We start from the raw sequence: 24842 nt of genomic DNA, 5'->3' as shown, positions 1-24842 counted from the left end.
CGAATTGTGGTGAGAAGGCTTCACATCGCCAGCGTTGCTTCGGTGGCGATCGTGTCGAGTGACTCGTCCGCGGTCAGATCGACTGTTCCGGTCACTTTTCCGGCGGCCTTGACATCGTCCATCGCAGCCGACAGCTGGTCGAGCTGTGCCTGTGGCCCGCGTACGACGACCGCCGACACCTCGGTCTTCATCCCGACCTTGGCCACCGACTTTGCGCCGCGGATGCCGGCCAATGCATCGGCGGCACTCGACAAGACGTCGGGATCGGCGTCGACGCTGGTCAGATCGGCTGCATTGCTTGGCCATGCCGAACGATGAATCGAACCCTCCTGCCACCAGGACCAGACTTCCTCGGTCACGTAGGGCAGGAACGGCGCGAGTAGCCGGAGTTGGACCGACAACGCGAGCGCAAAGGCGGCACGCGCCGACTGCCCAGTTGCATCATCACGGTGCGCACGTTCCTTGACGAGTTCGAGGTAGTCGTCGCAGAAGTCCCAGAAGAACTTCTCGGCGGCCTCAAGTGCGCTGGAGTAATCGTAAGCTTCGAAGGCGGCGGTGGCCGTGTCAACAACGCCGCGGAGTCTGGTCAGCAGCGCACGGTCAATTGGCTCGGTCACTAGGTCGGCGTCGAGGAAGGACGCGTCGGCGCCAATGCCGTAGGCCTCGGGGGCTGCGAGCACGAACTTAGAGGCGTTGAGCACCTTCATCGCGAGCCGCCGGCCCACCTTCATCTGCTGCTCATCAAATGGCGAGTCAGCTCCGGGTCGGGCGCCAGCGGCCCGCCAACGCACGGCGTCCGCGCCGTACTTGGTAATGATTTCGTCCGGCACGACGACATTACCCTTTGACTTGCTCATCTTCTTACGGTCGGGGTCGACGACGAAACCTGACAACGATACATGGCGCCATGGCGCGACGCCGTGCTCAAGATGGGCCCGAACAACGGTCGAGAACAACCAGGTACGGATGATGTCGTGACCCTGCGGGCGAAGATCCATCGGGAACGTCCGCGCGAACAAATCGGGATCGCGCTCCCAACCGGTAACGATCTGCGGGGTCAGAGATGAGGTGGCCCAGGTGTCGAGAACGTCGGGATCGGCCATGAAACCGCCGGGCGCACCGCGCTGCGATTCGTCGAAGCCAGCCGGTGCTTGCGAAGCCGGATCGATTGGCAGATCGGCCTCGTCGGGGACCAACGGAGTGTCATAGACCGGCTCGCCCTGATCGTCGAGCCGGTACCAGATCGGGAACGCTACGCCGAAGAAACGTTGGCGTGAGACGAGCCAGTCACCGTTCAGGCCGGTGATCCAATTGGTTAAACGGTGCTGCATGTATTCGGGATGCCAGTTGATCTCATCGCCGCGCGCGATCAGTGCCTTGCCGAGTTCGGCATTGCGGCCGCCGTTGGTGAGGTACCACTGCCGAGTCGAGACGATCTCAAGCGGTTTGTCGCCCTTCTCAAAGAAGTTCGCCATACGTTGGGTGGGTTTTGGCTCGCCATCAAGATCGCCAGCCGCACGCAATGCGGCCACGACCAATTCACGCGCGGTGAATGTCGTCTTGCCGGCCAGTTCTGCATACAGCGATTGGCCGCTGCCGGCCGGGATCCAGTCGGGCAGATCGCTCAGAATGCGGCCATCGCGGCCAATGATGGTCCGGTTGGGCAGTTGCAGTTCGCGCCACCAGATGACGTCGGTGAGGTCACCGAACGTACAACACATGACGAGTCCCGAACCTTTCTCCATCTCGGCGGCGCCATGCGCAATGACGGGCACTTCAACCCCGAACAGCGGGGACGTGACGGTGCTGCCGAACAGCGAGTTGTAACGCTCGTCGTCGGGATGGGCGATCAGCGCGACGCAGGCGCCGATGAGTTCGGGGCGTGTCGTCTCGACAAAGATGGGTCCGTTGACGCTATGGAACGCCACGCGGTGGTAGGCGCCGGGGTAGTCGCGCGCCTCCAGTTCGGCCTGTGCGACCGCGGTCTGGAAGGTCACGTCCCACAGCGTCGGGGCGTCCTGTTGGTATGCCTCGCCGCGCGCGAGATTGCGCAGGAAAGCGCGCTGTGATGTGGCGCGCGAAGATTCACCGATCGTTGTATAGGTCTGGCTCCAATCGACCGAAAGGCCGAGCGTCCGCCACAGTGCTTCAAAGACTTTTTCATCCTCGGCGACGAGTTGCTCGCACAACTCGATGAAATTACGCCGGCTCACCGGAATTTGCCGGGCCCTGGGGTCGACCTTTTCCGGCGGGGTGAACGTGCCGTCATATGGTAATGACGGATCGCAGCGGACGCCGAAATAATTCTGGACGCGACGTTCGGTCGGCAGACCGTTGTCGTCCCAACCCATCGGGTAGAAGACTTCCTTGCCGTGCATGCGTTGATAGCGGGCGATCAGGTCGGTATGCGTATAGGAGAACACATGTCCTACGTGAAGACTGCCCGAGACGGTCGGCGGGGGCGTGTCGATCGAGAAAATCTCCGCGCGCGTCTTGGTGCGATCAAAGCGATAGGTGCCCTGCTCTTCCCAGCGGGCGGACCAAATGGCTTCGAGTCCTTCGAGGACAGGCTTTTCGGGGACGGTGTTCATGGAACCAAAGTCTAGAGGCGCCTCCTGTCGACGCCCGCCGAGGCCTAGGGCTTGTGTTCGTGCGACAGCTTGCTCGGCCACCACATCCATCGGCCAACGTCCAGATTCAACGCGGTCACGAGCACCGAACGGACGATGATCGTATCGAGCAGTACCCCGAAAGCGACCGCAAATCCAAGTTCGGCCAGGAACACGAGCGGGAGTGTCGCCAACACGGCGAAGGTCCCTGCAAGGACCAGTCCGGCCGACGTGATGACGCCGCCGGTCGCGGACAGCCCGATCAGGGCGCCCTTGTGCGTGCCTGAGTGCAGCGCTTCTTCCCGCACGCGAGTCATTAGGAAAATGTTGTAATCGATCCCGAGTGCGACGAGGAAGACGAAGGCGAAGAGCGGGAACGAGGTGTCGGCGCCCCCGAAGCCCAAAATGTGCTCGAACACCAGCCCACTTACGCCTAATGCCGCACCGAATGACAACACGACGGTCACGATGAGGATGATTGGTGCGACGAGCGCTCGCAGCAGGATGGCCAGGATTAAGAACACGGCGAGCAGGATGACCGGGATGATCAACCGGTTGTCATCACCAGAGAGTTTCTGGACGTCGTAATTGATTGCCGTCGTACCGCCGACGAGTGCATCGGCGCCGGTGATGTTGGCAACCGCAGCGCGGGTCCGTTCGACCGTCTTGGTCGCCTCAGCTGAGTCCGCCGCGCTGGTCAGCGGAGCGTTGATGAGGGCGAAGCCGTCGCGAGTTTGCGGAGCCTGCGCAACGGCCGATGCATCGATGCCCTTGACCGCCGTGACTGCGCGCAACACTTCGTCGGCTTTGGCCGATTTGGCCACGACGACCAGCGGGGTGCTTTCATCGGCGGAGAAATGGCGGGCAAGTGCTTCCTCGCCTTTGACCGACGGTTGTGCCGTCGTAAATTGTTCTTTGTTGCTCAAGCCAGTGGCGTTAAGGGACACGACGCCAAAGGAAAGCGCGACCAGGATCAGTGTCGTGACGATCCACGTGACGCGAGGCCCCTTGGCGATCGCTTTGCCGACTCGAGACCAAATTCCGTTGTCGTTGGGCTCGGTCTGGTCGAATCGGGGGATGCGGGGCCAGAAGATCCAACGGCCGACGAGAACCAAAAGTGCGGGTAGCAACGTCAGCATGACTCCCACTCCGACCAGGATGCCGACGGCGGCGACCGGTCCGAGGCCGCGGGTCGAGTTGATCTGCGCCAACAGAAGACAGAGAAGCCCGACGACGACGGTCGCCCCACTGGCGAGCACTGCGGGGCCGGCGCGATGAAGTGCCTTGGCCATGGCCTCGTGGCGGTCCTCGTGTCGGTGCAGCTCTTCTCGATAGCGAGCCACGATGAGTAGCGCATAATCGGTGCCTGCGCCGAACACCAGGACGGTCAAGATGCCGGCGCTTTGTCCATTCACCGTGAGGTCTGCATATTTGGCCAATAGGTAGATGGCGCCTTGTGCCAATCCAAGCGCCACTCCCGCCGAGATGACTGGCAGCAGCCACAATATCGGGCTGCGATAGGTCAGCAGAAGAATGAAGATCACGACGCCGCCGGCAGCGAACAGCAAGGTCGTGTCGATACCCTCGAAGGCCTTGGAAAAGTCATCAGCCTGACCGGCAGGGCCTGTGACATACACCTGCATGCTGGCGGCATCCTTGCTGGCGGTATTCGTCAGACTTTTGACCGCGGGCCCCACCTTGTCGAAGCCGCTGGCACCTAGGTCGAGCGGAACATACAACTGGGCGGCCTTGCCGTCCTTCGAGGGGATGACCGGAATCTGGCCGTCGGACGCCTTGAGTTGACTCGAATCTAGGTCTTTGCGCTGGGAGAAGGCCTCAGCATCGGATTGGATCTTTGTCAGCTGGGTTTTGGTGAGCTTCGTGTCACTCTCGTATAGAACGATTGCAGGAATCGTGTTGGCAGAGCCGAACTTGGCCTGAATGTCGAGCACTTTGGTCGATTCGGCCGTGCTTGGCAAGAAAGATTTTTGATCGTTTTTCTGAACACTGCCGAGTTTGGCGGAGAGCGGCCCGAGCAGGACAAGCGCCGCGATCCACAGCAGAATCACGACATATTTGGTTTTGCGATGAGTGATCCAGCCGGCAACGGACCGTGTCATAGGTTCTCCTGCGTCGAGCGTCGCCAAATGTGCAACGGACAAAGAATATTCTTGCGCAGCAAGGGTTGACCCGCCACTCCGGTGTTTGCCCCAGGTTTTGGTTGACACTGCCTGGTTGACACTGCCTGGTTGACGCCCTGCGATAATAGACGCGATGAGACCTACCTACCGCGACGTCGAGCTTGCTCTGCTCGGTCGTTGGCCCGAAACTAAACTCGAGCCGTCCTTGGACCGTATACGGGCAATCCTGCGTCTGCTGGGCGATCCTGAGCAGGCCTATCCGGTTATCCACCTGACCGGCACCAACGGCAAGACTTCGACGAGCCGCATGATCGATGAATTGCTGCGCGCCCTCGGATTGCGTACCGGGCGGTTCACCAGCCCGCACCTACAGTCGATGACCGAGCGCATCTGCCTCGACGGTGCGGCGCTGACTGAGGACCTCTTCGTCGACGCTTTTGCCGATGTTGCGGCATTCGCGCAGATCGTCGATGACAGTTCTGAGCATCCGCTGTCGTTCTTCGAGCTGATTGTCACGATGGCGTATGCGGCGTTTGCCGATGCGCCGATCGATGTCGCCGTCGTCGAGGTTGGTATGGGTGGCTCTTGGGACGCGACGAACGTTGCCGATGGTCAAGTCGCGGTCATTACCCCGATCGCGATTGATCATGAGCGTTATCTGGGCAACACCCCTGAGGCGATCGCGGTTGAAAAGTCCGGCATCATCAAGCCCGGCGCTCGAGCGATTGTTGCCGCGCAGAGCCAGGGTGTGCTCGATGTGATCGAGCAGCGGGCCCATGAGGTCGGTGCCGTCATGTCGTACGAAGGCCGTGACTTCCAGGTGCTGTCGAGAGTTGAGGCGCTTGGCGGCCAGATGATTGAGTTGCAAGGGCTCTCCGGCCGCTATGACGAGATCTTCCTTCCGCTGTTCGGCGCGCACCAGGCCCACAATGCGGCCTACGCATTGGCAGCGGTCGAGTCCTTTATTGGCGGCGTCGAGCTCGATGTTGAAGTCGTGCGCGAAGCGTTCGCGAATGTCACCTCGCCGGGGCGGCTTGAAATCGTCCGAACCAGCCCAACGGTTCTGGTCGACGCTGGGCACAATCCACATGGCGTGGCTGCCTCTATCGACGCCGTTCAGGAAGCCTTCGATTTCAGTCCATTGATCGGTGTCGTCGGTGCCATGGACGATAAGGACGTCGAGGGAATGTTGCGGCTCCTTGAACCAGTTCTGGCGCAGATCGTATGCACGCAGAACAGTTCATCGCGCGCGATGCCAGCGGCCGAACTGGGCGAACTTGCCGCCGATATTTTCGGCGAGGATCGGGTGCATGTCACCAGCCGGCTCGATGACGCGCTCGAGCGGGCGATCGGTATGGCGGAGTCCGCCGAAGGCTATGAAGAAGCACTTGGCAGCGGGGGAGTCCTCGTCATCGGTTCGGTCGTCACAGCCGGTGAGGCTCGGGTTCTGTTGGGTGCTGGTCGCTGATGCGGGCAATGTGCTCGGCGATGCTGACGTTGCAGGCGATCATTCTCGCGCTCGCGATTCCGGTCATGATCACGGTCGAGAATGTCGGCACGACCAAGGCGGTTGCGGTTGGCGGCGGGCTGGCAGTGCTCTGCATTCTCACCGCCGGAATGTTGCGTCACCCCGGTGCGTACGTCCTTGGCCATCTCATCCAGGTCGCCTCGATCGCGATGGGATTTCTCGTCTCGGCCATGTTCTTCATTGGCGTCATGTTCGCCGTGCTCTGGCTTGGTGCCTACTTCTTGGGGCGCAAGATCGAATCGGACAAGGCGGCCTGGGCCGCTGAGCATTAGGCTCGCGTCACCCGCAACGCCAGCGCTGGACAGACCAGCGCTGCCCGGCGGGCGGCTGTGACGGTGCTGTCCTCGAGCGTGGGGTCGATGATGGGGAATCCCCATTCGTCGAGGGTGATGTTCTCCGGCAGCAGCCGCGCGCACAGTCCGTGCCCGTCGCAGCGGGTCCAATCGATGTCGAGCCGAGTCATGGTCAGTCGCTCCTGTTGTTGAGTGGAAGGATGCGGCCTGCCGGGCGACCACAGCCGCCGGTTTCAGCATGCCGCTGAAACTCCGCGCCGAATGCCCCTAGTGCTGACCGTATGAATTGGACCGAGCCATCGGGATGCGCGCACGCGCCGCGCCCGGCCACGACATCCAGATGTCGGCGCAGCGATTCGAGTTGTCCGGTACCGCCGCCGGCTGCGATGGCGGCTAGGTTTCCTGCGATTGTTGGGAGACCGAAGAAGCAGGGTCCGCACTGACCGGTGGATTCGCCGGCCAGCCAAGCGCTGACGCCGACGATTTCGTCGAGAACGCACGTCGCCGGCGGTATGCACGCGATGACACCCGCGTTGAGCGGGAGTCCCGCACCTTTGAGGCGGGCCCGATCGACAGTGAGATTGCCGAGGTCATTTGTCCACGTTCCGTGATAGCCGCCGATCAGTGTCGGCCCCGGATCGGTCGATCCCACGAGTGTGCTGATGCGGACGCCGGTAGGCACCTCGATCACACCGGCATACGGCACGCTGCCGACGAGAGTGAGCAACGTTGTTCCCGGTTCATCGGTCGATCCGGTGCGGGAAAAATCAGCGACGCCGAGTCCGGCGAGCAGCGCGATGTGGGCGAATGTCTCGACATTCGACGCAAATGTTGGACGCCCATCGATCCCACGGTCGACGGGAAGGATTCGGCGGCCGCTCGGCACTGCCGGCCCGCCATTAAGTCCGTTGATCGCCGCGCGGATCTCCCCGCCGACGAAACCGGTGTTGGTCCGTTTGATGATTATGTTGGCCGCATCGCCCCGCTCCTGGCAAGCTCGCTGAAGCGACTCGAACGCGGATCGATCATGGACGGCGATGTCGATGCGCGCGGTGGCAAGTGCGTGGGCGACAATCAGAGCGCCGTCAAGCACCAGGTGAGGCACCAACTGCATCAGGACGCGATCCTTCTGGCTGGCTGGCTCACCCTCGCTGCCGTTCACCAATACTCGTACACGACGGCGATGTGGCAGCGCCGCGAGCTTCGTCGCAACCGGGAAGGCAGCGCCGCCTCGCCCCAGCAGATTGACGTCAGCGCACGCGTTGGTGAGCCAATCACGGCTCCGACGCCGGAGCGAGCCATGGTGGGACACGTGGGTGCTGAAATCGACGCGGCCTCCGGTGATGGCTCCGGCCAGTAGACGGGGTGCGCCCAAAGCGCGGACGTTTGTCGTTGTGGCATCGAGTTGGGGGGTCATAGCAAGCGCCTAGGGGTTAGCGTTCGCGCAGCCACGATTGGGTTGTTGCGATGTCGGGTTTCGGCCCCAATTCGCACGACTGTCGCAGCGACGACGGCAATTGCGCAGGTGACATAGATCGAGATCGCCCACCAGTTGTGGGTGTCGGTCCCAGCGAGTAGGCCATGTCCCATTGCGAGCGCCCAACCTGCATACGCGCTGAGATGGACGTAACGCCAGCGCCGAGCGACGGCGTCCGATCCGGCCACCCGACCACGCAGCGCGCCCGAGATCGCCGCCGCGACGAATGCATACACCGCGAGTGTCCCGAGGCCCAGCGCGAGTGGGCGGTAGCCGGCAATGAACGGGACCAGCGCACCACTAACTGAGACCGGGACGAATGAGTCGAGCACCATGAGGGTCGCATGGGTTGCGAGCAACACCAGCCCGATGATTGCCGCTGAGCGATGAGCCATCTGGGTCAGGAATCGTCGGTCGAGTTGACGTACGCTGCTGTGCATCCGAGGTCGGGCCGCGAGGACGCCGAGAGCCGTCGAGACAGTGAACGCCAGCAGGGCCACCATGCCGGCGGCGCGGGACAGGAACCAAAGCGTCATTACGCCGCCACCTGCTCCGCAGGCCAGTCGCCGACTGAGAGGATCGTTCCGTCTGAGCGGACCAATCGTGCAGCGAGGCCAAGTCCGACGAGGAAGTCGACCGCTTGTTCGCCGAGAATAATGGCCGCAGTGCTGGCCGTATTGGCCTTGATCGCGCTCGGTCCCCAGACCGTGGCGGTGCGCAGGCTGCTGGCTGCCGGCTTTCCGGTGCGCGGGTCGATAATGTGATGGGCGGGCTCGTCGGTCGTACGCCAGCTGCGCGCCAGCGTCGACGAGGTGGCCAGACCGCCGTGGTTGAGTCCGACTCGCTGACTCGGCTCACCGGCCAACTCGCTCACCGTGACCTGCCACGGCTCGCGTTTGATCCCTGCCACCGCGACATCACCACCGAGCTCGACGAGCACACCGATGTCGAAACGATTCGCGATCGAATGCGCCGCGAGGTCGGCAGTCCAGGACTTGGCCGTGGCACCCAGATCCAAACTCATGCCAGCGGGCACCCCGACGAGTCCGAGATCGTGATTGAGTCGAACCTGACGCCAGTCGGCCGGTGCAGGCTGGGCCGGCCCGAGTGCCAGCAATCGGCCGCGGATCTGGTCGATATCGCTCGCATACCCGTAGCGGGTGAGGTGGTGGCCGATCGTCGGATCGACCAGACCATCGGTTTCAGCGGCGGCATCGAGGGCCGCGTCGACGAGCGCGATGGTCCGGCCGGACACAGCGACCATGCGGCCGGCACCGACGTTGATCTTCGAGAGGTCTGACGTGGGATCGAAACGGTTTCCCGCACGTGACACATCAGCCATGAGAGCCATGAGCATGCTCTTGGCGCGCGTGAGCGTCGTTGGTTCGGTGACCGTGATCCGCACACGGCAGGACCAGTCGCTCCAGATAGCGGTTGCGGTCATGATGCATTGCTCGAGCCGTGGGACGAGTGGTGCTTCTTGGAGGGCGCAGTGACACCGGACTGCTTGTGCGCGGCAGGGGAAGGCTTGTTTGTCGTGCCAGGCTGATTGCTGCTCGTTGCGGAGTGCTGATTCGAGCTGGTTGATGTGGTCTGCGATTGCACGGGCGTGGCCGCTTGGGTACTACCCGCCGTCAGCCCGACCGTGAGAGCGCCGGTGAGCGCAAGTCCGGATGCGGTGATGATGGCGAGGTTCTTCTTCGACTTGGCCAGAAGTGCTGCGCGTGAGGTAAATGCTGAATTGGTCATGACTCAAGCGTGTTGCCGAGGCGCTCAGCAGCACCTCATCGTGACCTCAAATGTAGGTTAAATTCTCCTGTGAGGAGCCTGAAGATTGAGTCGTACGATATTGCTGCCGCTGGCAGCGGTCTCCAGTTGCAGCGAGCCGCCGGTGGATTCAGCGCAACTGCGCGCGATGTCGAGCCCCAGCCCGGTGGAGCCGCGGTCGCTGCGGCCGCGTAGGCGTGAGCCAGCGGGTATCCCGGGACCATGATCGATCACATCGAGTTGAAAACCGGATTCGTGCGCGGCCAGAGTGACCGCCAAGGGAGTGCCTTCCGGGGTGTGAGCGATGACGTTTTCGAGCAGAGCATCAACGGCGGCGGCTAGATCGTCATCGGTGCAGGCGACTTCGCATGTCTGCTCGGGAATCGAAAGGTCAACCTGGCGGCCTTGATCCTCGGCCAGCGGCGTCCAGAACTCGACGCGGGCCCGGACCACCATGGCCGCATCGCACTGGGGGGCGTCGAGATCAGTGTGGGGAAGCCGGGCATTGCGGATGACCGCAGTCAGAGTGCGCTCGAGCTGGGCGATGTGGCGGGACAGATCGTGGGCACGCTCGGAGTCAGGGAGCGCTTCGGCATCGAGACGAATTGCCGTCATCGGCGTGCGCAGCCGATGCGAAAGGTCGGCGATTGTCTCTCGCTCCGATGCGAGCAGGCCATCGATCTGGTCCGCCAGGCCATTGAGCGCCGATGCCACCGAAGAAATCTCCTGCGCGCCATGAACCGGCGCTCTCGCATCCAGATCACCAGCGCTGAGTCGCTCGGCGGTGTCGGCAGTCGTGACGAGTGGACGGGTGAGCCGTTTGGTGACGAGCTCGGAACAGAACGCGGACAAGATGATGAGGGCCAACCCGCCGCCGGCAATCCAGGCCCAGCGGCCGTGAATCTCGCGATTGATCGCTGTATCGCTGATGAAGCCTCGTACGATTGCCTGTCCGCTCGTACTCATAGCCTGGATTTCGATCAAGTGGCCGCCCGCCACGCTCGACGACCGCGGCGCAGAAACACTGCCGAGATCGTCACGGTCACGCTCGCGGTCGCCATCGCCTCGACGATCATCATTGCCAGGTGATCGTACGGGCGGCACTCCGGCCGGGAGTTTGGCTCCGACGGCAATTCCATCGGGCAAGAGCACCCTGATTTGCGTATCGCTTCGTGCGTTTACGCGCTTGACGTAGTTCGCGGATTGGATCTCGGTGAAGCGGCTCGTGCTGAGGTAGTCGGCGACGCCTTGTGCGACATACTCGCTTTCGCGCACGGCGCGATCAGTGGCCGATTGCTTGACCGAGATCGCCAACGGTACGGCGAACAGCACCAGCACCATGACGGTTAGTCCGGTGGTCAGCAGCAGGATGCGTAGGCGGAGCGTCATGCCGGGTTCACGAGTTTGACACCGACCCCGCGAACGCTGTGCAGATAGACCGGCTCGGCGGCGGTTTCGCCGAGCTTGCGGCGCAGCCAGGAGAGATGCACGTCGACGGTACGATCGCCGCCACCCCACGGCAATTGCCAGACATCAGCCAATAGATCTTTCTTTGAGACGACTTCACCCTGCCGTTGAGCCAGATAGAACAGCAAGTCGAACTCCTTGCGGGTCAGGGTCAGGAGACGCCCATCAATGCGTACTTCGCGGCCGCGCGGGTCGATCCGCAGTGCGCCAATCTCAAGGTCGCCGTCGGCAGAAGCATCGGGGGTGCTGCTGCGGCGTAGGACAGCGCGTATGCGGGCTTGGATCTGAGCTGCGGAATAGGGCTTGATGATGTAATCGTCGGCGCCAGCGTCGAGCAGGCGAATGATTTCACGTTCCTCGTCGCGCGCGGTAGCGACCAGGACCGGTACGGAGCTTATCGACCGAATCATCGCGAGGACATCGGCACCATCGAGATCGGGCAACCCGAGATCGAGGATCACAACATCGGGAACGAACGTGACGAGCCTGGCGACTGCTTCGGCTCCGCCCGCAACTGCCGCGACATGGTAGTCGTGCTGAGTTAGGGCACGGGCAAGCGCAATACGGATATCGTCATCGTCCTCGACCAACAGAATGCGCAGCATGGCAAAAGAGTAGCCGCCGGATGCTCATCAGGACGCGTCTCGATGAGCATCCGGTCAGGCGTGCAGTGGCGCCACTTCGGGGGTGTCCTTGCCGAAATAGCGATCCATCAGTTTATCCCGCTCCCGCTGTGCCCTCGCTTGGAGCCGGTCCTCGCCCCACCCGGTGCGTCCGAGCAGGTGATAGCGGACCACATTGAGCGGGAGCAGGCCTGCGGTGGCCCAAGGGAGATGAACCGGTAGCCCCAGGTCACGCAGTCCCTGCGCGCCAATGAACGGGCGCAGCATGCTCAACATGCGCGCGCGGGCATACCGCCGTCGCAGTGTGGGTAACTGTTCGATGTGCAAATGAGATTGCGCCATGACGATGCCGTTGGCCAGTTTTGGCCCGGCCGGCGAGACATCGGCCTGCGCCAGCAGAATGTGATAGTTCAAAGCGTGCTGTTCGCGTTCGGTGTCGAACAACCAGTCGGGATTGACGCCAATCAGCCAGCCGATGTACTTCCACAAATGCATGACTGCGCGCGAATCGGCAGCGGTGACACGTACGCCGAGCGCGCGAACGCCCAGTAATAGGGCGCCGTTGAACAAACCAAGGGTTGCGGCTTGGTCGCTCTGGTTGATCGGGAGACCCCACGTGGCGGTGTCCCACTCGCCACTGGCTTCAAAGCGTTGATTCACCAAAGCGTGCATCAGTCGTACGTGCACGGTCAGCTGGAAGCCTTCGCCGTCGCGACGCATGGCATTGTGCTCGGAGACCGCAATGCCCCATTTCTGAGTTTCGCCGAGTCGCCGTTTTGCTGAGGGACCGGTCAGCCCGCCAGTGGCGACGAGTAGATCGGTCGGGCCGCCAAAGCGGTAGCCGCCGATCAAGGACAGTTGGGTCAAGACGTCGGCGGCATTGCGACCGAAACGACGATAGACACGGGCGCCCTTATTCACGAGGTCGAAATCGACCCAGTCGGGCACGGACTCAACGGCGTCGAAGAACGTGCGTAGGGCCGGGGGAGCGTCCTTGACCGAGGCGATGCCCGAGGCCAATGCCTGAGCGAACTGTGGCATCGTCACGCGCTCGGATCCGCTCGCGCGAAATGCCTTCGCAAGGTCAGCGCCGAGTTCGTCGCGCTCGGTGAAGCGCTGCCCAATCAGTGCCATCAGGTCTTCGTCGACCATGCGGACGCGGCCGAACAATTTCAGTGGCCGACCGATCCGCGCCCCGCGCTCCTCGCCCGACCGGAAGCGACTTGGCGGGACCGCTGTGTCCGTCATGGCCTTTGTGCTCGTCATGCCCTGAGCATGACACGAGCAATTACTCGCATACAATTCGCGTATGGGTACGAGTGCGGATGTGGGTGCAGGCGCTGCCGAGCTGCGCAAGATGCCAAGACAGGAGCGCTCCCGGGCGATGGTTGCGCGCATCATCGAGGCCGGGCGGAAAGTGTTGCTCAGTGAAGGTTATGAGAAGTGTTCGACCAATCGCGTCGCTCAGATGGCCGGTATCAGCCCGGGATCGCTGTACCAATACTTCGCCGACAAGGAAGCGATTCTCGCCGCGGTCATAGACCGCTATTCCGATGAATTGTCACTCCGTTTGACCGCGGTGCTTGTCGATCGTCTTGACGAGCCGGGCCCCGAGCTCGTGCGCGCATCCTTGGGGGATCTGGTCGATGTGCTGACGGAGAACGCTGAATACTTGCGGCTCTTGGTCGAGCAATTGCCCCGTTCACAGACCATGGCGAAGACGGCCGCACTGGAGCGTCGGCTCGCTGATCTAGTCGGCGCCTATCTCTTGATCCGCAAGCCGGCAACACGGGTGAAGGAGCCGGCGACGGCAGCCTGGTTGCTGGTGCGGATGGTGGAGCACCTGTCGATCCAGTACGTCCTGGAGGCCCCGCCGATCAGCCGCGAGCAGTTTGTCGACGAACTCTCCACAATGGCGCTGGCCTATCTAGGGCTCGAAGTCACCGGGGCGTAGCCGCAGCGGCTCGCGTTGTGTTCGCAATGTGACGTGACGGTTATCGCGCACGGCGGTAGGGTCTTGATCATGGTCAGGGTATTGGCCGTTGCCGATGAGGAGATCCCCGCGATGCCGTCGCGGCTCCGCGACCTGCGCGTTGACCTTGTGCTCGCCGCCGGTGATCTACCGTGGGATTATCTCGAATCGCTTGTGTCGCTGCTTGATGTGCCAGCTGTATTCGTGCCGGGCAACCATGACCCACGGATCGAGCGAGGTACCGTCACCGGCCCACCCGGTGTGCTCAACCTTGACGGGCAGACGCTCGTGCTCGGTGGCGTGCGCATCGCCGGGCTCGGTGGCTGCGTGCGCTACAACGACGGTGCCCATCAATACACGCAGAAGGAATATGGCCGCCGTGCCGGTCGGCTCCTCAAAACCGTCGGCACGAATGCTCCCGTTGATGTGTTGCTGACCCACGCGCCGCCGTTCGAACTCGGCGATGAGCCCGATCCTGCCCACGTCGGAATCTCGGCGCTACACCGAGTCATTGAGGGGCTGCGGCCGACGTGGCACTTGCACGGTCACATCCACCCGTACGGCATGCACAAGCCGGACCGGCAACTCGGCCCGACGACAATCCGCAATGTCATCCCATGGAACGTGATCGACATCGAGCCACGATCGGGTGTCCCTGCAACCGCTGGCAATACACGGAGGTCTGCGCATGGTTAGTGCTTCGGGCTCACCACGGGTTGATGCTGAGAGCGACTTCCTGCGCGCGCGAAGGCATCAGGTGCTCTCCGGCCTTGCCGCTCGCCTGCAGGGCGCCACCGATGATGTCGTGCAGTCGATGTCGTTCGACGAAGTGGTCGATGCATTGGGACGGCGTGCTGAGAACTATCTCGGCACCAAGGTCATCCCGCTCGATGCGATTGTCGGATCGGTCGACAAAATGCGCGACTTTGATCGCCGTTTCCGGCCAACTTCCACGCGCAGCCGGCAACGCTGGGAGCGACTTGCGCGTGCCAGCCGAACCGGCGAGGAGATCCCACCGATCGATGTCTATCAGGTTGGCGACTATTACTTTGTCCGCGACGGCCACCACCGGGTTTCGGTTGCGAGGAGCCTGCGCGTCGACCTCATCGAGGCCCGCGTCACGGCGATCGACACATTTCTTGCGCCGGTCGGTATCGGCGCACGAGCCGATCTGGAACTTAAGCACTGGCGCCGGCTCATGCTCCAACGCGTCCCCTTCACCGGGGCGGCACGCGCCGCGGTGGCCGTCGATGATCCGTTCGACTACGGCGTCATCGCCGAGACCGTCGAGGCTTGGGCCGCGCGGACGATGCACGCCGAAGGCGTCTACCTGGACAAAGCGACGATGGCGGCACGCTGGTATTCCGAGGAGTTCGCTCCGGTCGTCACGATGATCGAGGACGCTGGCGTACGTGGCAAGGATGAGCGACCAGCAGCGGCATACCTACGCGTGGCAGGTGAACGCTACCGGCTGATTCGCGAGCACGAATGGAACGCCGAGATCATGGACGCGGTCAAACGCAAGGGTAAGAAGAAGCGGTAAAGCATCCAGAGTTCAACAGTAAGACTAGAGTTCAACAGCGAGATCAGAGCCCGACGGTGAGATTTTCGCCGGTCGATGGATCAAACAGGTGCATCTTGTCGGTGTCGATGAACAACGTGGCGTCATCATCTTCTTCGACCGTACTGGCCGCGTCGAGCGACACCACGAGTTGGGTGCGTAACGAGTCGCTGTCAGACTCGCGGGCGAGCTCCTTCAGCTGATCTTGGACCGTTGCCTCAGCCTCATAGGGGACGTAGGCATACTGCTGATCGCCGAGCCATTCGCGCACGTCGATATGGGCCTGGAAGGTCCGCGAACTGTCGACCTTGTCGGCCTCGAGAACCGAAACGTCCTCGAAGTGTTCGGGCCGGATGCCAGCCATGAGTAGTCCCTTGCCAGCGGCCCTTTCGGCTTTGTCGGCGGGGAGCGGGAAAGTGCCGAATGGCAGCGTGACCTGACCATCTTCGACCGTGGCCGGTAGGAAGTTCATCGGCGGCGAGCCGATGAACCCTGCAACGAAGAGGTTGACCGGCTGTTCGTAGAGCTCACGCGGAGTGGCGAGCTGTTGTAAGACGCCACGTTTGAGCACTGCAACGCGGTCGCCAAGAGTCATCGCTTCGGTTTGGTCGTGCGTCACATACACGGTGGTGATGCCAAGGCGTTTCTGGAGGCGCGCGATCTCGGTACGCATTTGGCCGCGGAGCTTGGCATCGAGGTTGGACAGCGGCTCATCGAACAGGAAGGCTCTGGCGTCACGCACAATTGCTCGGCCCATGGCCACGCGCTGGCGTTGCCCACCGGACAGGTTGGCCGGCTTTCGTTGGAGATGCTCGTCGAGGTCGAGAGTCTTGCTGGCCTCACGGACCTTCTCATCAATGTCCTTCTCGTTCCATTTGGCGAGTCGGAGTGGGAAGGCGATGTTCTCGTAGACCGTCAGGTGGGGATACAACGCATAGTTCTGGAACACCATCGCGAGGTGACGATCGCGAGGTGCCAAGTCGTTGACCCGATCGCCGCCGATGATCATGTCGCCGGAGGTGATGTCTTCCAACCCTACGATCATCCGCAACAAGGTTGATTTGCCGCAGCCTGAGGGTCCGACAAGAATAATGAACTCGCCGTCGGCAACATCAATGCTGACGTCGTTGACCGCTAGGAAACCGTCGCCATATTTTTTGACGATGTTCTTCATTTCGATGGCTGCCATCGGATCAACCCTTCACTGCGCCGGCAGTTAGGCCGGCAACGATCTTGCGCTGGAAAAAGAGGACTAGGACGACGATCGGGACTGTGGCGACCACGGCACCCGCGGCCAGCAGCGATGCTGGCCGGTTGAACGGATCGGCACCGACGAAGAATGACAGGGCGGCCGGAATGGGCCGGGCATTCTCGGTCGACGTCAAGGAGATGCCGAAGACGAAATCGTTCCACGCAAAGAAGAATGTCAAGATTGCGGCGGTAAACACACCGGGGGCCGCCAACGGGACGATGACCTTCCGGAACGCCTGCCACGAGGTGGCGCCGTCGACCTGCGCGGCCTGTTCCATCTCCCAAGGGATCTCGCGGAAGAAAGCTGACAGTACCCAGATCGCCAGCGGCAGGGTGAAAGACATATACGGGATGATGAGTCCTGGCCAGGTGTCGTAGATGCCGAACGTGCGCCACATGTCGAAAAGCGGACCCACGAGCGAGACGACGGGGAACATGGCGATCACGAGGGCAGTCGTGAGGACGAACTTCTTGCCCCTGAACTCAAGTCGGGCGATCGCATATGCCGCGAGCGTCGCGAAGATGACCGACAAAATTGTCGCGATCAGTGAGATGCCAATCGAGTTGAAGATCGACCGGCGAAACTGCTCATCGGCCAACACATCGCTGTAGTTCTGCCACCCGGCGCCGCCGCCCTTCGACGGGAAGAAACCGGGACTGCCGTTGGTGACCGCGGCCTGGGACTTGAACGACAGCGAGATAATCCACGCCACCGGCAACAGACACCAGATGAGAATCAGCGCACAGCCGATCGCGATCCCGATCCGGCTCATGTGATTTTTGGTCATCTCACACCTCCTGCCGTGCGTCGGCGAGGTTGACCCTGAACACCTTGACAATCACGAACGCCACAACCAGGACCGAAATGAACAGCAACACCGAGAGTGCTGAGCCGATGCCGAGTTGGAATTGCTCGATGACTTGTCGGTAGGTCAGGAACGAGATCGACTCCGTACCGTTGGCACCAGCGGTCATGACGAAGATATTGTCGAAGATTCGGTATGCATCAAGGGCCCGGAACAGCACCGCCACCATGATGGCCGCCCGCATATTGGGGAGAATCACCTTGTAGAGACGCTGCCACCACGAAGCACCGTCGACCTTCGCGGCTTCAAGCATGTCCTCAGAAACCTGGGCGAGCCCGGCCAATAGCAGCAATGACATGAACGGCGTTGTTTTCCAGATCTCCGACGCCATGATTGCCATCATCGATGAGGGGTACTGCGCGAACCAGTTGAAGTCGTCACCGACAAATGGCAACCAACTGTTGACGAAACCATTGGTGTTGGAGAACGCGAACTGCCACGCGAAGCCCGAGACAACGGTGATGACGCCATACGGGATCAGGATCGATGTGCGGATCGTTCCGCGCGCAAAGATCACCTTGTGCATGACCATCGCGAAGCCAAAGCCGATCACCAACTCGACCGCGACCGTGACGATCATGATCATGACGGTGTTGCCGGTGTCACGCCAGAACAACGAATCGGTTAGGGCCGTGGCGTAATTGGACAGCCCGACGAATTTGCGGTCATCGGGCGCAGTGAGGGTGTAACTGAACAGTGACAGATAAAGCGCGCGCAGCATCGGGAACGCGGTCACGAGCAGCATCATCACGATGGCCGGTGCCACCAGCTTTCGGGCCAGTGAATTTTCGGCCTTCGACCGGTCCGACTCGACCGGCTTCGGTGCCTTCCTGGATCTAGTAGCAGTCGAGCTCACAGCAACGCCTCCGTCGAGGAGACAAAAGGATACGGAGGCGTCGCGGTGATGCCTCGATGGTTCGCTCGCTGACGCTCGTTCACAGCAACGCCTTTCCGCTCAGGATGGCTTTAAGGAAGTCAGCCGACTTACGGGGAGTGCTCGGACCGACCGAGGTGGGCGAGTGCCAGATCGACTGGATCGCACTTGAGATCTGGCTGTAGAACGCGCTCTTGGGTCGCGGCCCGCCGGTGTCCACGCTTTCGCTGAAGAGCGTCAACAGGTCGGCCGGGTACGCCTTCTTGAGTTCGGCGGAGTCGTAGACCGATTGCCGCGATGGCATGAGGCCGTCGTTGACTGCGAGGGCGGTCTGTGCCTTTTTGTTGGTCACGCAGATGGCCGCGGCTTGGGCATATTCGGGATGCTTGGAGAATGCGCCAACGCCGATATCGATGCCGCCGATCGGGGGCTTGGACACCTCACCTTCAACCGTTTGGGGATAACGTGCCCAGCCGAGGTCGCCGAACCCAGCTTTGTCTTTTGGCCCGCCCGGCTTGCCGATCAATCCCTCGTAGTTCTTGTAGACAAACGTCCAGTTGGTCATGAATTCGCCCGCGCCACTCTTGGGGAACATTGCGCCGAGGCTGGTGCCCTCATTCGAGGTGGAGAAGTCGGGCTGGGTGGCTTTCGAGTCCGCGAGTTTCTTGATGACGGCCGCGGCATCCTTGCCAGCAGCCGAATTGATCGTCACCTTCGCGTCCAGGCCCTTTTCGACCGTCGACGGGTCGAGAATGTTGCCACCCGCACCCTGAATCAGTGCGTTGATCCAGACAACGTAGGCCTCGTATTTGTTGGCCTGTACGCCGACGGTTCCGTTGTTCTTGGCAGCTGCATCGATGATCTGGTCCCACGTGACCGGCTTGGCCATGTCAAGACCGGCGGCCTTGGCTAGTGACTTGCGATACCAGACCACCTGGGTGTTGGCCCACTGCGGTGCAGCGACGATCTTGTCGTCCCATTTCACCGTGTCGGCGGCACCCTTGAGGACATCGCCGTCAACAACTTTGCCGGCCAGGTCACCAGTGAATGGTGCGAGCCATTTAGCGTTGGCGAACTCGGGCACGAAGACCGGGTCGAGGCTCATCAAGTCAGTTGAGCTGTCGCCTGCGGCCAACCGGCGGGCGAGTTGCGTGCGCTGGTCGGTTGCGCTGGACGGAAGAAGTTGGATCTTGATTTCGTACTTGTCGGTGCTGCAGGTTTTCGCCAGTTCAGTGAGAGTGGCTTGGCCGTCCGGATTGATGTACCAATTGAGCGTCGCCTTGCCGTTGTCCGAACCGCACGCGGCGAGCATGCTCATGGACAGCGCCGCGGCAAATATGCCAGTGGCGAGCCGTCGAATCGGGCGTACCGTCATTGCTCCCCCAACCGTGTCCCTCGGAGCGGCCCCGCGAAAGTGATGCGGGTCACAGGAACGAATCGAACCTAACGTGTTCGGCAGAAGAAATGCAAGAACCTGCCGCTCAGAGGAGCAACCAGACTGCCTCATCCGTCCCTAAGGATGCCGCCGATTCTCGCGGCTGGCTCGATGCAAGGACGGTGGCGCCGCGCGGGAGCGGCAGCGATTTGTCGCCCAGATTTGCTAGAACAATCACGGTGTCGCCTGCAGCAGTTGATGAGAATGCGATCACCTCATCGGCATACCCGTCGAGCCAGGCAAGCGTGCCACGGCCCAAGCGATGTTCGCGCCGGATCCTAAGCAACTGCCGGTAGAGCTCGAGCGTTGAACCGGTGACACCTCGTTGTCGCTGCACCGAAAACCGTGACCACTCATCTGGTTGCGGCAGCCATGACCGTTCCCGTGGGCCGAATCCGTACGACGCTTGATCGCCCGACCACGGGATCGGAACTCGGCAGCCGTCACGACCACTGATCGTGTGACCAGAGCGCGCCCACGTGGGATCCTGGCGCGAATTATCGGGCAATCGGGTCGCCTCGGGGAGCCCGAGCTCCTCGCCCTGAAATAGATAGGCCGAACCGGGCAGCGCCAGCATCAGGGTGCTCGCCGCACGGGCGCGGCGCAGTCCCAGCTCGGCGTCGGGCTGAGGGTCGTCGGCGCCGATCCCGTGACCCTGCGGCTGGCCAGCGGCCTGCAGATAGCCGAGCCGGGTTGCGTGACGTACGACGTCGTGATTGGACAGAACCCAGGTCTGTGGCGCGCCGTATGGCTCAACTGCGGCGAGTGAGGATCTGATCGACGCACGCAGATCAGCCGCGAGCCACGGCGTCATCAGGAACGGGAAATTGAAGGACTGGTGTAACTCGTCGGGTCGCACATACTCGGCGAGGGCAGTCGCCGGCTGTACCCACGCCTCGGCGCACAAAATGCGGTCGCCATCGGGCTCGGTGGCGTATTCGTCAACGATCGTGCGCCAGTGCCGGTAAATGTCATGGACGCCCGGCTGGTCCCACATCGGTTGATCGCGCGTTCGGTCGGTGGCTGAGTTGACCCCGTTCGGAGCGTCGGGCAGCCCATCGGCCTTGACCAGGCCATGCGCGACGTCGATACGAAAGCCATCGACGCCCCGATCAAGCCAGAAACGAATGACCGACTCCAGATGTGAATGCACGTCGGGATTAGTCCAGTCGAAGTCGGGTTGGGACGCATCGAAGAGGTGGAGGTACCACTGGCCAGGGAGGCCGTCCGATTCAGTGATGCGGGTCCAGGCCGGCCCGCCGAAATTGCTCTGCCAATTGTTCGGCGGCAACTCACCGGCTATACCCGTGCCGTCACGGAACAGGTAGCGCCAGCGTTCAGGGCTTCCTGGCATCGCCGCCAGTGCGGCACGGAACCAAGGATGATCGCTTGACGAATGATTCGGTACGAGATCAACAATAATCCGCAGATCTAGGGCATGCGCTCGTTTGATGAGGGCGTCCGCGTCGGCGAGGGTGCCGAAGACAGGATCCACATCGCGGTGATCGGCAATGTCGTAGCCGGCATCGTGCTGCGGCGACACATAGAACGGCGAGATCCAGACAGCGTCGACGCCGAGCTCGGACAGGTGCTCCAGCCGGTCGGTAATTCCGGGCAGGTCGCCGATACCGTCGCCGTCGCCGTCGGCCCAAGAACGTGGGTAGATCTGATAGATCACGGCATCGTGCCACCACCGGTCGGAGGCTTGAGTCGTGGCGGAATCAATCGGCATATGAGAGCTTTCGGAAAGGTACTTGACGAAGGGTCTGCGGTCGTACGGGCGATCATACGAACGCCGAGTGAACGCACAAGGCTCGCTCACCTCCGATAGGCTCGTCCGCATGTCGCAACGAACTCTCGTCCTGCTCAAACCCGATGCCGTCAAGCGTGGTCTCGTCGGCCCGATCCTGAGCCGGTTCGAGGCCAAAGGACTGGCCATCGTGGCCATGGAACAGCGCACGATCGATGCCGCTCAGGCCGATGCGCATTATGCCGAGCACGTCGACCAGCCGTGGTATCCGCCGCTACGTGCGTTCGCAATCTCTGGCCCGCTGGTTGCGCTCGTGCTTGCTGGTGATGAAGCAATTGCGGTCGTCCGCGGCCTCAACGGCGCAACCGATGGACGCGCGGCAGCACCGGGCACGATCCGTGGTGACCTCGCACTGTCCAATCGGGAAAATTTGGTTCACGCTTCTGACTCGGAGGAATCTGCGGCGCGCGAGATCGCGCTCTGGTTCCCCGCCCTCTGAGGTGTGGGCGGTGGTTGAGCAACCTCGGGTGTGAGGTTGCTCAGACACCGCTGCCGATCGCGATAGGTTGCCTAGGCACCGCCCGGTCAAACGTAGCGGTTTGAGCTAGCTCAGGATCGTCGGCCGTAGGTGGTGGACTACGGCGTGGAATTGTCCGCGGACGTCTTCGGGGAGCCAGATGACGTGATTGGACATCGATGCCATGTCGACGTCATCCTGCAGCGTCACGACGTCGACGGCTTGGCGCGGGCGGTCGTGATCACGGTCCTCGAACTCAATCAATGACACGCGCACGGTTACGCCGAATGGATTGGGATTGACCAGTCCGATGCCCCAGAATTCGTCCGGATCCGCGGTGGCCTTCTGATCAAGGTCGATCATGACTGAGGTGACATCCCCTTCCAACGCTGGATGACTGACCTCTTCGACCGCGACGAGTTCGAGGTTGACGGTCGCCACGTCGCGGCTGCCGGGTCCATCGAAACGCAGAATGTCGATGAGCGTTCCGCCAGCTGGCAGCAGCGGGCCGCCGCGATTGGAGCCGTTGACAGTTTGCGTCACGACATGCGGCAACTCGCGCCCCCAGAAATCCCGGGCGGTGATGCTGAGGGTTGGCTGGACCGACACCTCGGTGTTGTTCTGCAGCGTCAACAGTTGGTCGGGGGAGTGGTCGGTTGAGCGCGCGACATACGTAACCGTGAATGGCTGGTTGGGCTTCGAACGACGTTTCACGGGACCAGCCTAGGGCCCGCTTTCGATGTATCTTTTGTGCCTCGGCGGGCGCCTATCCTTGACCCATGTCTGTTGAGTCGCTTTTCCCTCGCTTGGAACCGCTGCTGCCATCTGTTGCCAAGCCGATCCAGTATGTCGGCGGTGAACTCAACTCGACGGTCAAGGACTGGGACTCGGTCGAGGTGCGGTGGGCGCTCATGTATCCGGACGCATATGAGGTCGGCTTCACCAACCAGGGTTCGCTGATCTTGTACGAGATCCTCAACGAGCGTGACTGGATCCTCGCCGAGCGAACCTATTCGGTGTTTGCCGACATGGAACAGGTCATGCGCGATCACGAAATCCCACAGTTCACCGTTGATGGGCACCGTCCGGTCGGGGCATTCGACGTGCTTGGCCTGTCGTTCTCGACTGAGCTTGGCTATACGAATCTGCTGACCGCGATTGACCTTGCTGGAATGCCGCTGCATGCGGTCGACCGGACCGAGGCCGATCCGATTGTGATCGCTGGCGGCCACTCGGCGTTCAACCCAGAACCCATCGCCGATTTCATCGATGCTGCTGTGCTCGGCGACGGTGAAGAAGTTGTCGTCAAGATCAGCGAAGTCATCCGCGAGTGGAAGTCCGAGGGACGCCCCGGCGGGCGGGACGAATTGTTGTTCCGACTCGCCTCGTCCGGTGGGGTCTACGTCCCCAAGTTCTATTCCGTCACCTATCTCGACGACGGTCGTATCCAGCGCATCGTCCCCAACCGTGCAGGCGTCCCTTGGCGCATTGCGAAGCACACGCTGATGGATTTGGACGCTTGGCCGTACCCGCGCAATCCGCTCGTGCCACTCGCCGAGACGGTGCATGAACGGTTTTCGGTCGAGATCTTCCGCGGTTGCACACGCGGCTGCCGTTTCTGTCAGGCGGGCATGATTACCCGACCAGTTCGTGAGCGTTCTCTGGAGACGATCGGTTCGATGGTCGACAACGGCCTGGCGAAGACCGGCCTTGATGAGGTCGGATTGCTCAGCCTGTCCAGCGCCGATCACACTGAGATCGGCGAGATCGCCAAGCAGCTCGGCGATCGCTATGAAGGATCCAACACGTCGCTGTCATTGCCCTCGACGCGCGTCGATGCTTTCAACATCACCCTCGCCAATGAGTTCAGCCGCAATGGACGCCGCTCGGGTCTGACGTTTGCGCCCGAAGGCGGCAGTGAGCGGCTTCGCAAGGTCATCAACAAGATGGTCACCGAGGAAGATCTGATCCGTACGGTCGCGGCGGCCTATTCGCACGGCTGGCGTCAGGTCAAGTTGTATTTCATGTGCGGGTTGCCGACCGAGACCGACGACGACGTCATGCAGATCGGCGAACTCGCACGTCGGGTCATTGAGACCGGTCGTGAAGTCTCCGGCCGCAAAGACATCCGTTGCACCGTGTCGATCGGCGGGTTCATCCCCAAGCCGCATACGCCGTTCCAGTGGGCCGCACAGCTCGATGACGTCACTACCGACGAGCGGCTGCGCAAACTCCGCGCTTCGGTGCAGTCGGACAAGAAATTCGGCCGTGCGATCGGCTTCCGCTATCACGACGGCAAGCCGGGCATAATCGAAGGATTGCTCTCACGCGGCGACCGACGGGTCGGCGCGATTATTGAGGCTGTGTGGCGCGATGGTGGGCGCTTCGACGGCTGGAGTGAGCACTTCTCGTATGAGCGTTGGGCTGCCAAGACCGCTGAAATTCTGGCCGACACCCCGGTCGATCTTGACTGGTACACGACGCGTGAACGCGGTTATGCCGAAGTGCTCCCGTGGGACCATCTCGACTCGGGGCTCGACCGTGACTGGCTGTGGGAGGACTGGCAGGACGCACTCAACCCCGATGGTGCGCTCGAGGTCGAAGACTGCCGGTGGACGCCGTGCTTCGATTGTGGTGTCTGTCCCCAGATGGACTTGGAGATCCAAATCGGGCCGACCGGCAAGACGCTGCTGCCGCTCACCGTCGTCTAG

General features: G+C 61.9%; 23 protein-coding genes. 7 read left to right on the top strand and 16 right to left on the bottom strand.

The annotated features are described in order from the left end of the window. Positions 1-20 precede the first annotated feature (20 nt). On the bottom strand, positions 21-2591 hold the full coding sequence (gene valS, locus AC2YB9_RS12955) for a valine--tRNA ligase (protein ID WP_487265758.1): 2571 nt from the start codon (positions 2589-2591) through the stop codon (positions 21-23). 44 nt (positions 2592-2635) lie between these two features. Then, a complete protein-coding gene (locus AC2YB9_RS12950; RefSeq protein ID WP_487265757.1) occupies positions 2636-4729 on the bottom strand; it encodes an MMPL family transporter in 2094 nt (697 codons plus the stop codon). A gap of 154 nt (positions 4730-4883) precedes the next feature. Between AC2YB9_RS12950 and AC2YB9_RS12945 the strand changes: the two genes are divergently transcribed. After that, complete coding sequence (locus AC2YB9_RS12945; RefSeq protein WP_487265756.1) at positions 4884-6218, top strand: bifunctional folylpolyglutamate synthase/dihydrofolate synthase; 1335 nt, start codon at positions 4884-4886, stop codon at positions 6216-6218. Continuing rightward, a complete protein-coding gene (locus AC2YB9_RS12940) occupies positions 6218-6550 on the top strand; it encodes a DUF4233 domain-containing protein (RefSeq protein ID WP_487265755.1) in 333 nt (110 codons plus the stop codon). Before AC2YB9_RS12945 ends, AC2YB9_RS12940 begins: the two co-directional genes overlap by 1 nt. On the opposite strand, the gene AC2YB9_RS12935 is transcribed toward AC2YB9_RS12940, so the two are convergent. From AC2YB9_RS12935 to AC2YB9_RS12900, 8 genes are read right to left on the bottom strand one after another with little or no spacing between them, the layout of a single operon-like run. Further along, positions 6547-6741, bottom strand: coding sequence for a ferredoxin (locus AC2YB9_RS12935; RefSeq protein WP_487265754.1), 195 nt, complete (start codon positions 6739-6741; stop codon positions 6547-6549). The two genes, AC2YB9_RS12940 and AC2YB9_RS12935, sit on opposite strands and share 4 nt — an antisense overlap. Positions 6742-6743: 2 nt before the next feature. Beyond that, a complete protein-coding gene (locus AC2YB9_RS12930; RefSeq protein WP_487265753.1) occupies positions 6744-7988 on the bottom strand; it encodes an NADH-ubiquinone oxidoreductase-F iron-sulfur binding region domain-containing protein in 1245 nt (414 codons plus the stop codon). After that, the gene (locus AC2YB9_RS12925) at positions 7985-8584 is read right to left on the bottom strand and encodes a ferric reductase (protein ID WP_487265752.1); all 600 of its coding nucleotides are present in this window, start codon (positions 8582-8584) and stop codon (positions 7985-7987) included. Before AC2YB9_RS12925 ends, AC2YB9_RS12930 begins: the two co-directional genes overlap by 4 nt. Further along, positions 8584-9492 carry an FAD:protein FMN transferase gene (locus tag AC2YB9_RS12920; protein WP_487265751.1) on the bottom strand — a complete coding sequence of 303 codons (909 nt, stop codon included), beginning with the start codon at positions 9490-9492 and terminating at the stop codon, positions 8584-8586. The genes AC2YB9_RS12925 and AC2YB9_RS12920 overlap by 1 nt, the downstream gene beginning before the upstream one ends. Continuing rightward, positions 9489-9797 carry a hypothetical protein gene (locus AC2YB9_RS12915; protein ID WP_487265750.1) on the bottom strand — a complete coding sequence of 103 codons (309 nt, stop codon included), beginning with the start codon at positions 9795-9797 and terminating at the stop codon, positions 9489-9491. The genes AC2YB9_RS12920 and AC2YB9_RS12915 overlap by 4 nt, the downstream gene beginning before the upstream one ends. A 57-nt stretch (positions 9798-9854) precedes the next feature. Next, on the bottom strand, positions 9855-11204 hold the full coding sequence (locus AC2YB9_RS12910) for a HAMP domain-containing sensor histidine kinase (RefSeq protein ID WP_487265749.1): 1350 nt from the start codon (positions 11202-11204) through the stop codon (positions 9855-9857). Beyond that, positions 11201-11887, bottom strand: coding sequence for a response regulator transcription factor (locus AC2YB9_RS12905; RefSeq protein WP_487265748.1), 687 nt, complete (start codon positions 11885-11887; stop codon positions 11201-11203). The genes AC2YB9_RS12910 and AC2YB9_RS12905 overlap by 4 nt, the downstream gene beginning before the upstream one ends. Before the next feature lie 54 nt (positions 11888-11941). After that, positions 11942-13171, bottom strand: coding sequence for an oxygenase MpaB family protein (locus AC2YB9_RS12900; RefSeq protein WP_487265747.1), 1230 nt, complete (start codon positions 13169-13171; stop codon positions 11942-11944). Positions 13172-13214: 43 nt separating this feature from the next. On the opposite strand from AC2YB9_RS12900, the gene AC2YB9_RS12895 reads away from it, so the two are divergent. The 3 genes from AC2YB9_RS12895 to AC2YB9_RS12885 all read left to right on the top strand — a co-directional run bounded on the left by AC2YB9_RS12895 (position 13215) and on the right by AC2YB9_RS12885 (position 15420). Next, positions 13215-13859 carry a TetR/AcrR family transcriptional regulator gene (locus AC2YB9_RS12895; protein WP_487265746.1) on the top strand — a complete coding sequence of 215 codons (645 nt, stop codon included), beginning with the start codon at positions 13215-13217 and terminating at the stop codon, positions 13857-13859. A gap of 69 nt (positions 13860-13928) precedes the next feature. Continuing rightward, positions 13929-14573, top strand: a complete 645-nt coding sequence (locus AC2YB9_RS12890; RefSeq protein ID WP_487265745.1) for a metallophosphoesterase family protein — start codon at positions 13929-13931, stop codon at positions 14571-14573. Then, on the top strand, positions 14566-15420 hold the full coding sequence (locus tag AC2YB9_RS12885; RefSeq protein WP_487265744.1) for a ParB N-terminal domain-containing protein: 855 nt from the start codon (positions 14566-14568) through the stop codon (positions 15418-15420). Before AC2YB9_RS12890 ends, AC2YB9_RS12885 begins: the two co-directional genes overlap by 8 nt. Before the next feature lie 43 nt (positions 15421-15463). Here the strand turns inward: AC2YB9_RS12885 and AC2YB9_RS12880 are convergent, their stop codons facing one another. The 5 genes from AC2YB9_RS12880 to AC2YB9_RS12860 form a co-directional block, all read right to left on the bottom strand. Beyond that, a complete protein-coding gene (locus AC2YB9_RS12880) occupies positions 15464-16627 on the bottom strand; it encodes an ABC transporter ATP-binding protein (protein ID WP_487265743.1) in 1164 nt (387 codons plus the stop codon). Positions 16628-16631: 4 nt separating this feature from the next. Then, on the bottom strand, positions 16632-17477 hold the full coding sequence (locus AC2YB9_RS12875) for a carbohydrate ABC transporter permease (RefSeq protein ID WP_487265742.1): 846 nt from the start codon (positions 17475-17477) through the stop codon (positions 16632-16634). Between the two features lies 1 nt (position 17478). After that, the gene (locus tag AC2YB9_RS12870) at positions 17479-18411 is read right to left on the bottom strand and encodes a carbohydrate ABC transporter permease (RefSeq protein WP_487265741.1); all 933 of its coding nucleotides are present in this window, start codon (positions 18409-18411) and stop codon (positions 17479-17481) included. A 79-nt stretch (positions 18412-18490) separates the two neighbouring features. Then, a complete protein-coding gene (locus AC2YB9_RS12865; RefSeq protein WP_487265740.1) occupies positions 18491-19804 on the bottom strand; it encodes an extracellular solute-binding protein in 1314 nt (437 codons plus the stop codon). Positions 19805-19910: 106 nt separating this feature from the next. Further along, entirely contained in the window at positions 19911-21596 is a 1686-nt protein-coding gene (locus tag AC2YB9_RS12860) for a glycoside hydrolase family 13 protein (RefSeq protein ID WP_487265739.1), read from the bottom strand. Positions 21597-21705: 109 nt separating this feature from the next. On the opposite strand from AC2YB9_RS12860, the gene ndk reads away from it, so the two are divergent. Further along, positions 21706-22113: a nucleoside-diphosphate kinase gene (gene ndk / locus AC2YB9_RS12855; RefSeq protein WP_487265738.1), complete on the top strand. Its 408-nt coding sequence runs from the start codon at positions 21706-21708 to the stop codon at positions 22111-22113. Between the two features lie 105 nt (positions 22114-22218). Here ndk and AC2YB9_RS12850 read toward each other — a convergent pair whose 3' ends face one another. Continuing rightward, positions 22219-22845 (bottom strand): hypothetical protein, encoded by a 627-nt coding sequence (locus AC2YB9_RS12850; RefSeq protein ID WP_487265737.1) that lies wholly within the window; start codon positions 22843-22845, stop codon positions 22219-22221. 65 nt (positions 22846-22910) lie between these two features. Here AC2YB9_RS12850 and AC2YB9_RS12845 point away from each other — a divergent pair, with 65 nt between their 5' ends. Next, positions 22911-24842 carry a TIGR03960 family B12-binding radical SAM protein gene (locus tag AC2YB9_RS12845; RefSeq protein WP_487265736.1) on the top strand — a complete coding sequence of 644 codons (1932 nt, stop codon included), beginning with the start codon at positions 22911-22913 and terminating at the stop codon, positions 24840-24842.

Source organism: Aeromicrobium changchenzhani, from assembly GCF_057586615.1.
Note: the sequence above shows the minus strand (reverse complement) of the source record. Positions and strands in the feature narration are given on the sequence as shown.

Coding starts and splice junctions, on each gene's coding strand:
- valS (WP_487265758.1), bottom strand. CDS start 2,591: ATGAACACCGTCCCCGAAAAGCCTGTCCTCGAAGGACTCGAAGCCATT.
- AC2YB9_RS12950 (WP_487265757.1), bottom strand. CDS start 4,729: ATGACACGGTCCGTTGCCGGCTGGATCACTCATCGCAAAACCAAATAT.
- AC2YB9_RS12945 (WP_487265756.1), top strand. CDS start 4,884: ATGAGACCTACCTACCGCGACGTCGAGCTTGCTCTGCTCGGTCGTTGG.
- AC2YB9_RS12940 (WP_487265755.1), top strand. CDS start 6,218: ATGCGGGCAATGTGCTCGGCGATGCTGACGTTGCAGGCGATCATTCTC.
- AC2YB9_RS12935 (WP_487265754.1), bottom strand. CDS start 6,741: ATGACTCGGCTCGACATCGATTGGACCCGCTGCGACGGGCACGGACTG.
- AC2YB9_RS12930 (WP_487265753.1), bottom strand. CDS start 7,988: ATGACCCCCCAACTCGATGCCACAACGACAAACGTCCGCGCTTTGGGC.
- AC2YB9_RS12925 (WP_487265752.1), bottom strand. CDS start 8,584: ATGACGCTTTGGTTCCTGTCCCGCGCCGCCGGCATGGTGGCCCTGCTG.
- AC2YB9_RS12920 (WP_487265751.1), bottom strand. CDS start 9,492: ATGACCGCAACCGCTATCTGGAGCGACTGGTCCTGCCGTGTGCGGATC.
- AC2YB9_RS12915 (WP_487265750.1), bottom strand. CDS start 9,797: ATGACCAATTCAGCATTTACCTCACGCGCAGCACTTCTGGCCAAGTCG.
- AC2YB9_RS12910 (WP_487265749.1), bottom strand. CDS start 11,204: ATGACGCTCCGCCTACGCATCCTGCTGCTGACCACCGGACTAACCGTC.
- AC2YB9_RS12905 (WP_487265748.1), bottom strand. CDS start 11,887: ATGCTGCGCATTCTGTTGGTCGAGGACGATGACGATATCCGTATTGCG.
- AC2YB9_RS12900 (WP_487265747.1), bottom strand. CDS start 13,171: ATGACGAGCACAAAGGCCATGACGGACACAGCGGTCCCGCCAAGTCGC.
- AC2YB9_RS12895 (WP_487265746.1), top strand. CDS start 13,215: ATGGGTACGAGTGCGGATGTGGGTGCAGGCGCTGCCGAGCTGCGCAAG.
- AC2YB9_RS12890 (WP_487265745.1), top strand. CDS start 13,929: ATGGTCAGGGTATTGGCCGTTGCCGATGAGGAGATCCCCGCGATGCCG.
- AC2YB9_RS12885 (WP_487265744.1), top strand. CDS start 14,566: ATGGTTAGTGCTTCGGGCTCACCACGGGTTGATGCTGAGAGCGACTTC.
- AC2YB9_RS12880 (WP_487265743.1), bottom strand. CDS start 16,627: ATGGCAGCCATCGAAATGAAGAACATCGTCAAAAAATATGGCGACGGT.
- AC2YB9_RS12875 (WP_487265742.1), bottom strand. CDS start 17,477: ATGACCAAAAATCACATGAGCCGGATCGGGATCGCGATCGGCTGTGCG.
- AC2YB9_RS12865 (WP_487265740.1), bottom strand. CDS start 19,804: ATGACGGTACGCCCGATTCGACGGCTCGCCACTGGCATATTTGCCGCG.
- AC2YB9_RS12860 (WP_487265739.1), bottom strand. CDS start 21,596: ATGCCGATTGATTCCGCCACGACTCAAGCCTCCGACCGGTGGTGGCAC.
- ndk (WP_487265738.1), top strand. CDS start 21,706: ATGTCGCAACGAACTCTCGTCCTGCTCAAACCCGATGCCGTCAAGCGT.
- AC2YB9_RS12845 (WP_487265736.1), top strand. CDS start 22,911: ATGTCTGTTGAGTCGCTTTTCCCTCGCTTGGAACCGCTGCTGCCATCT.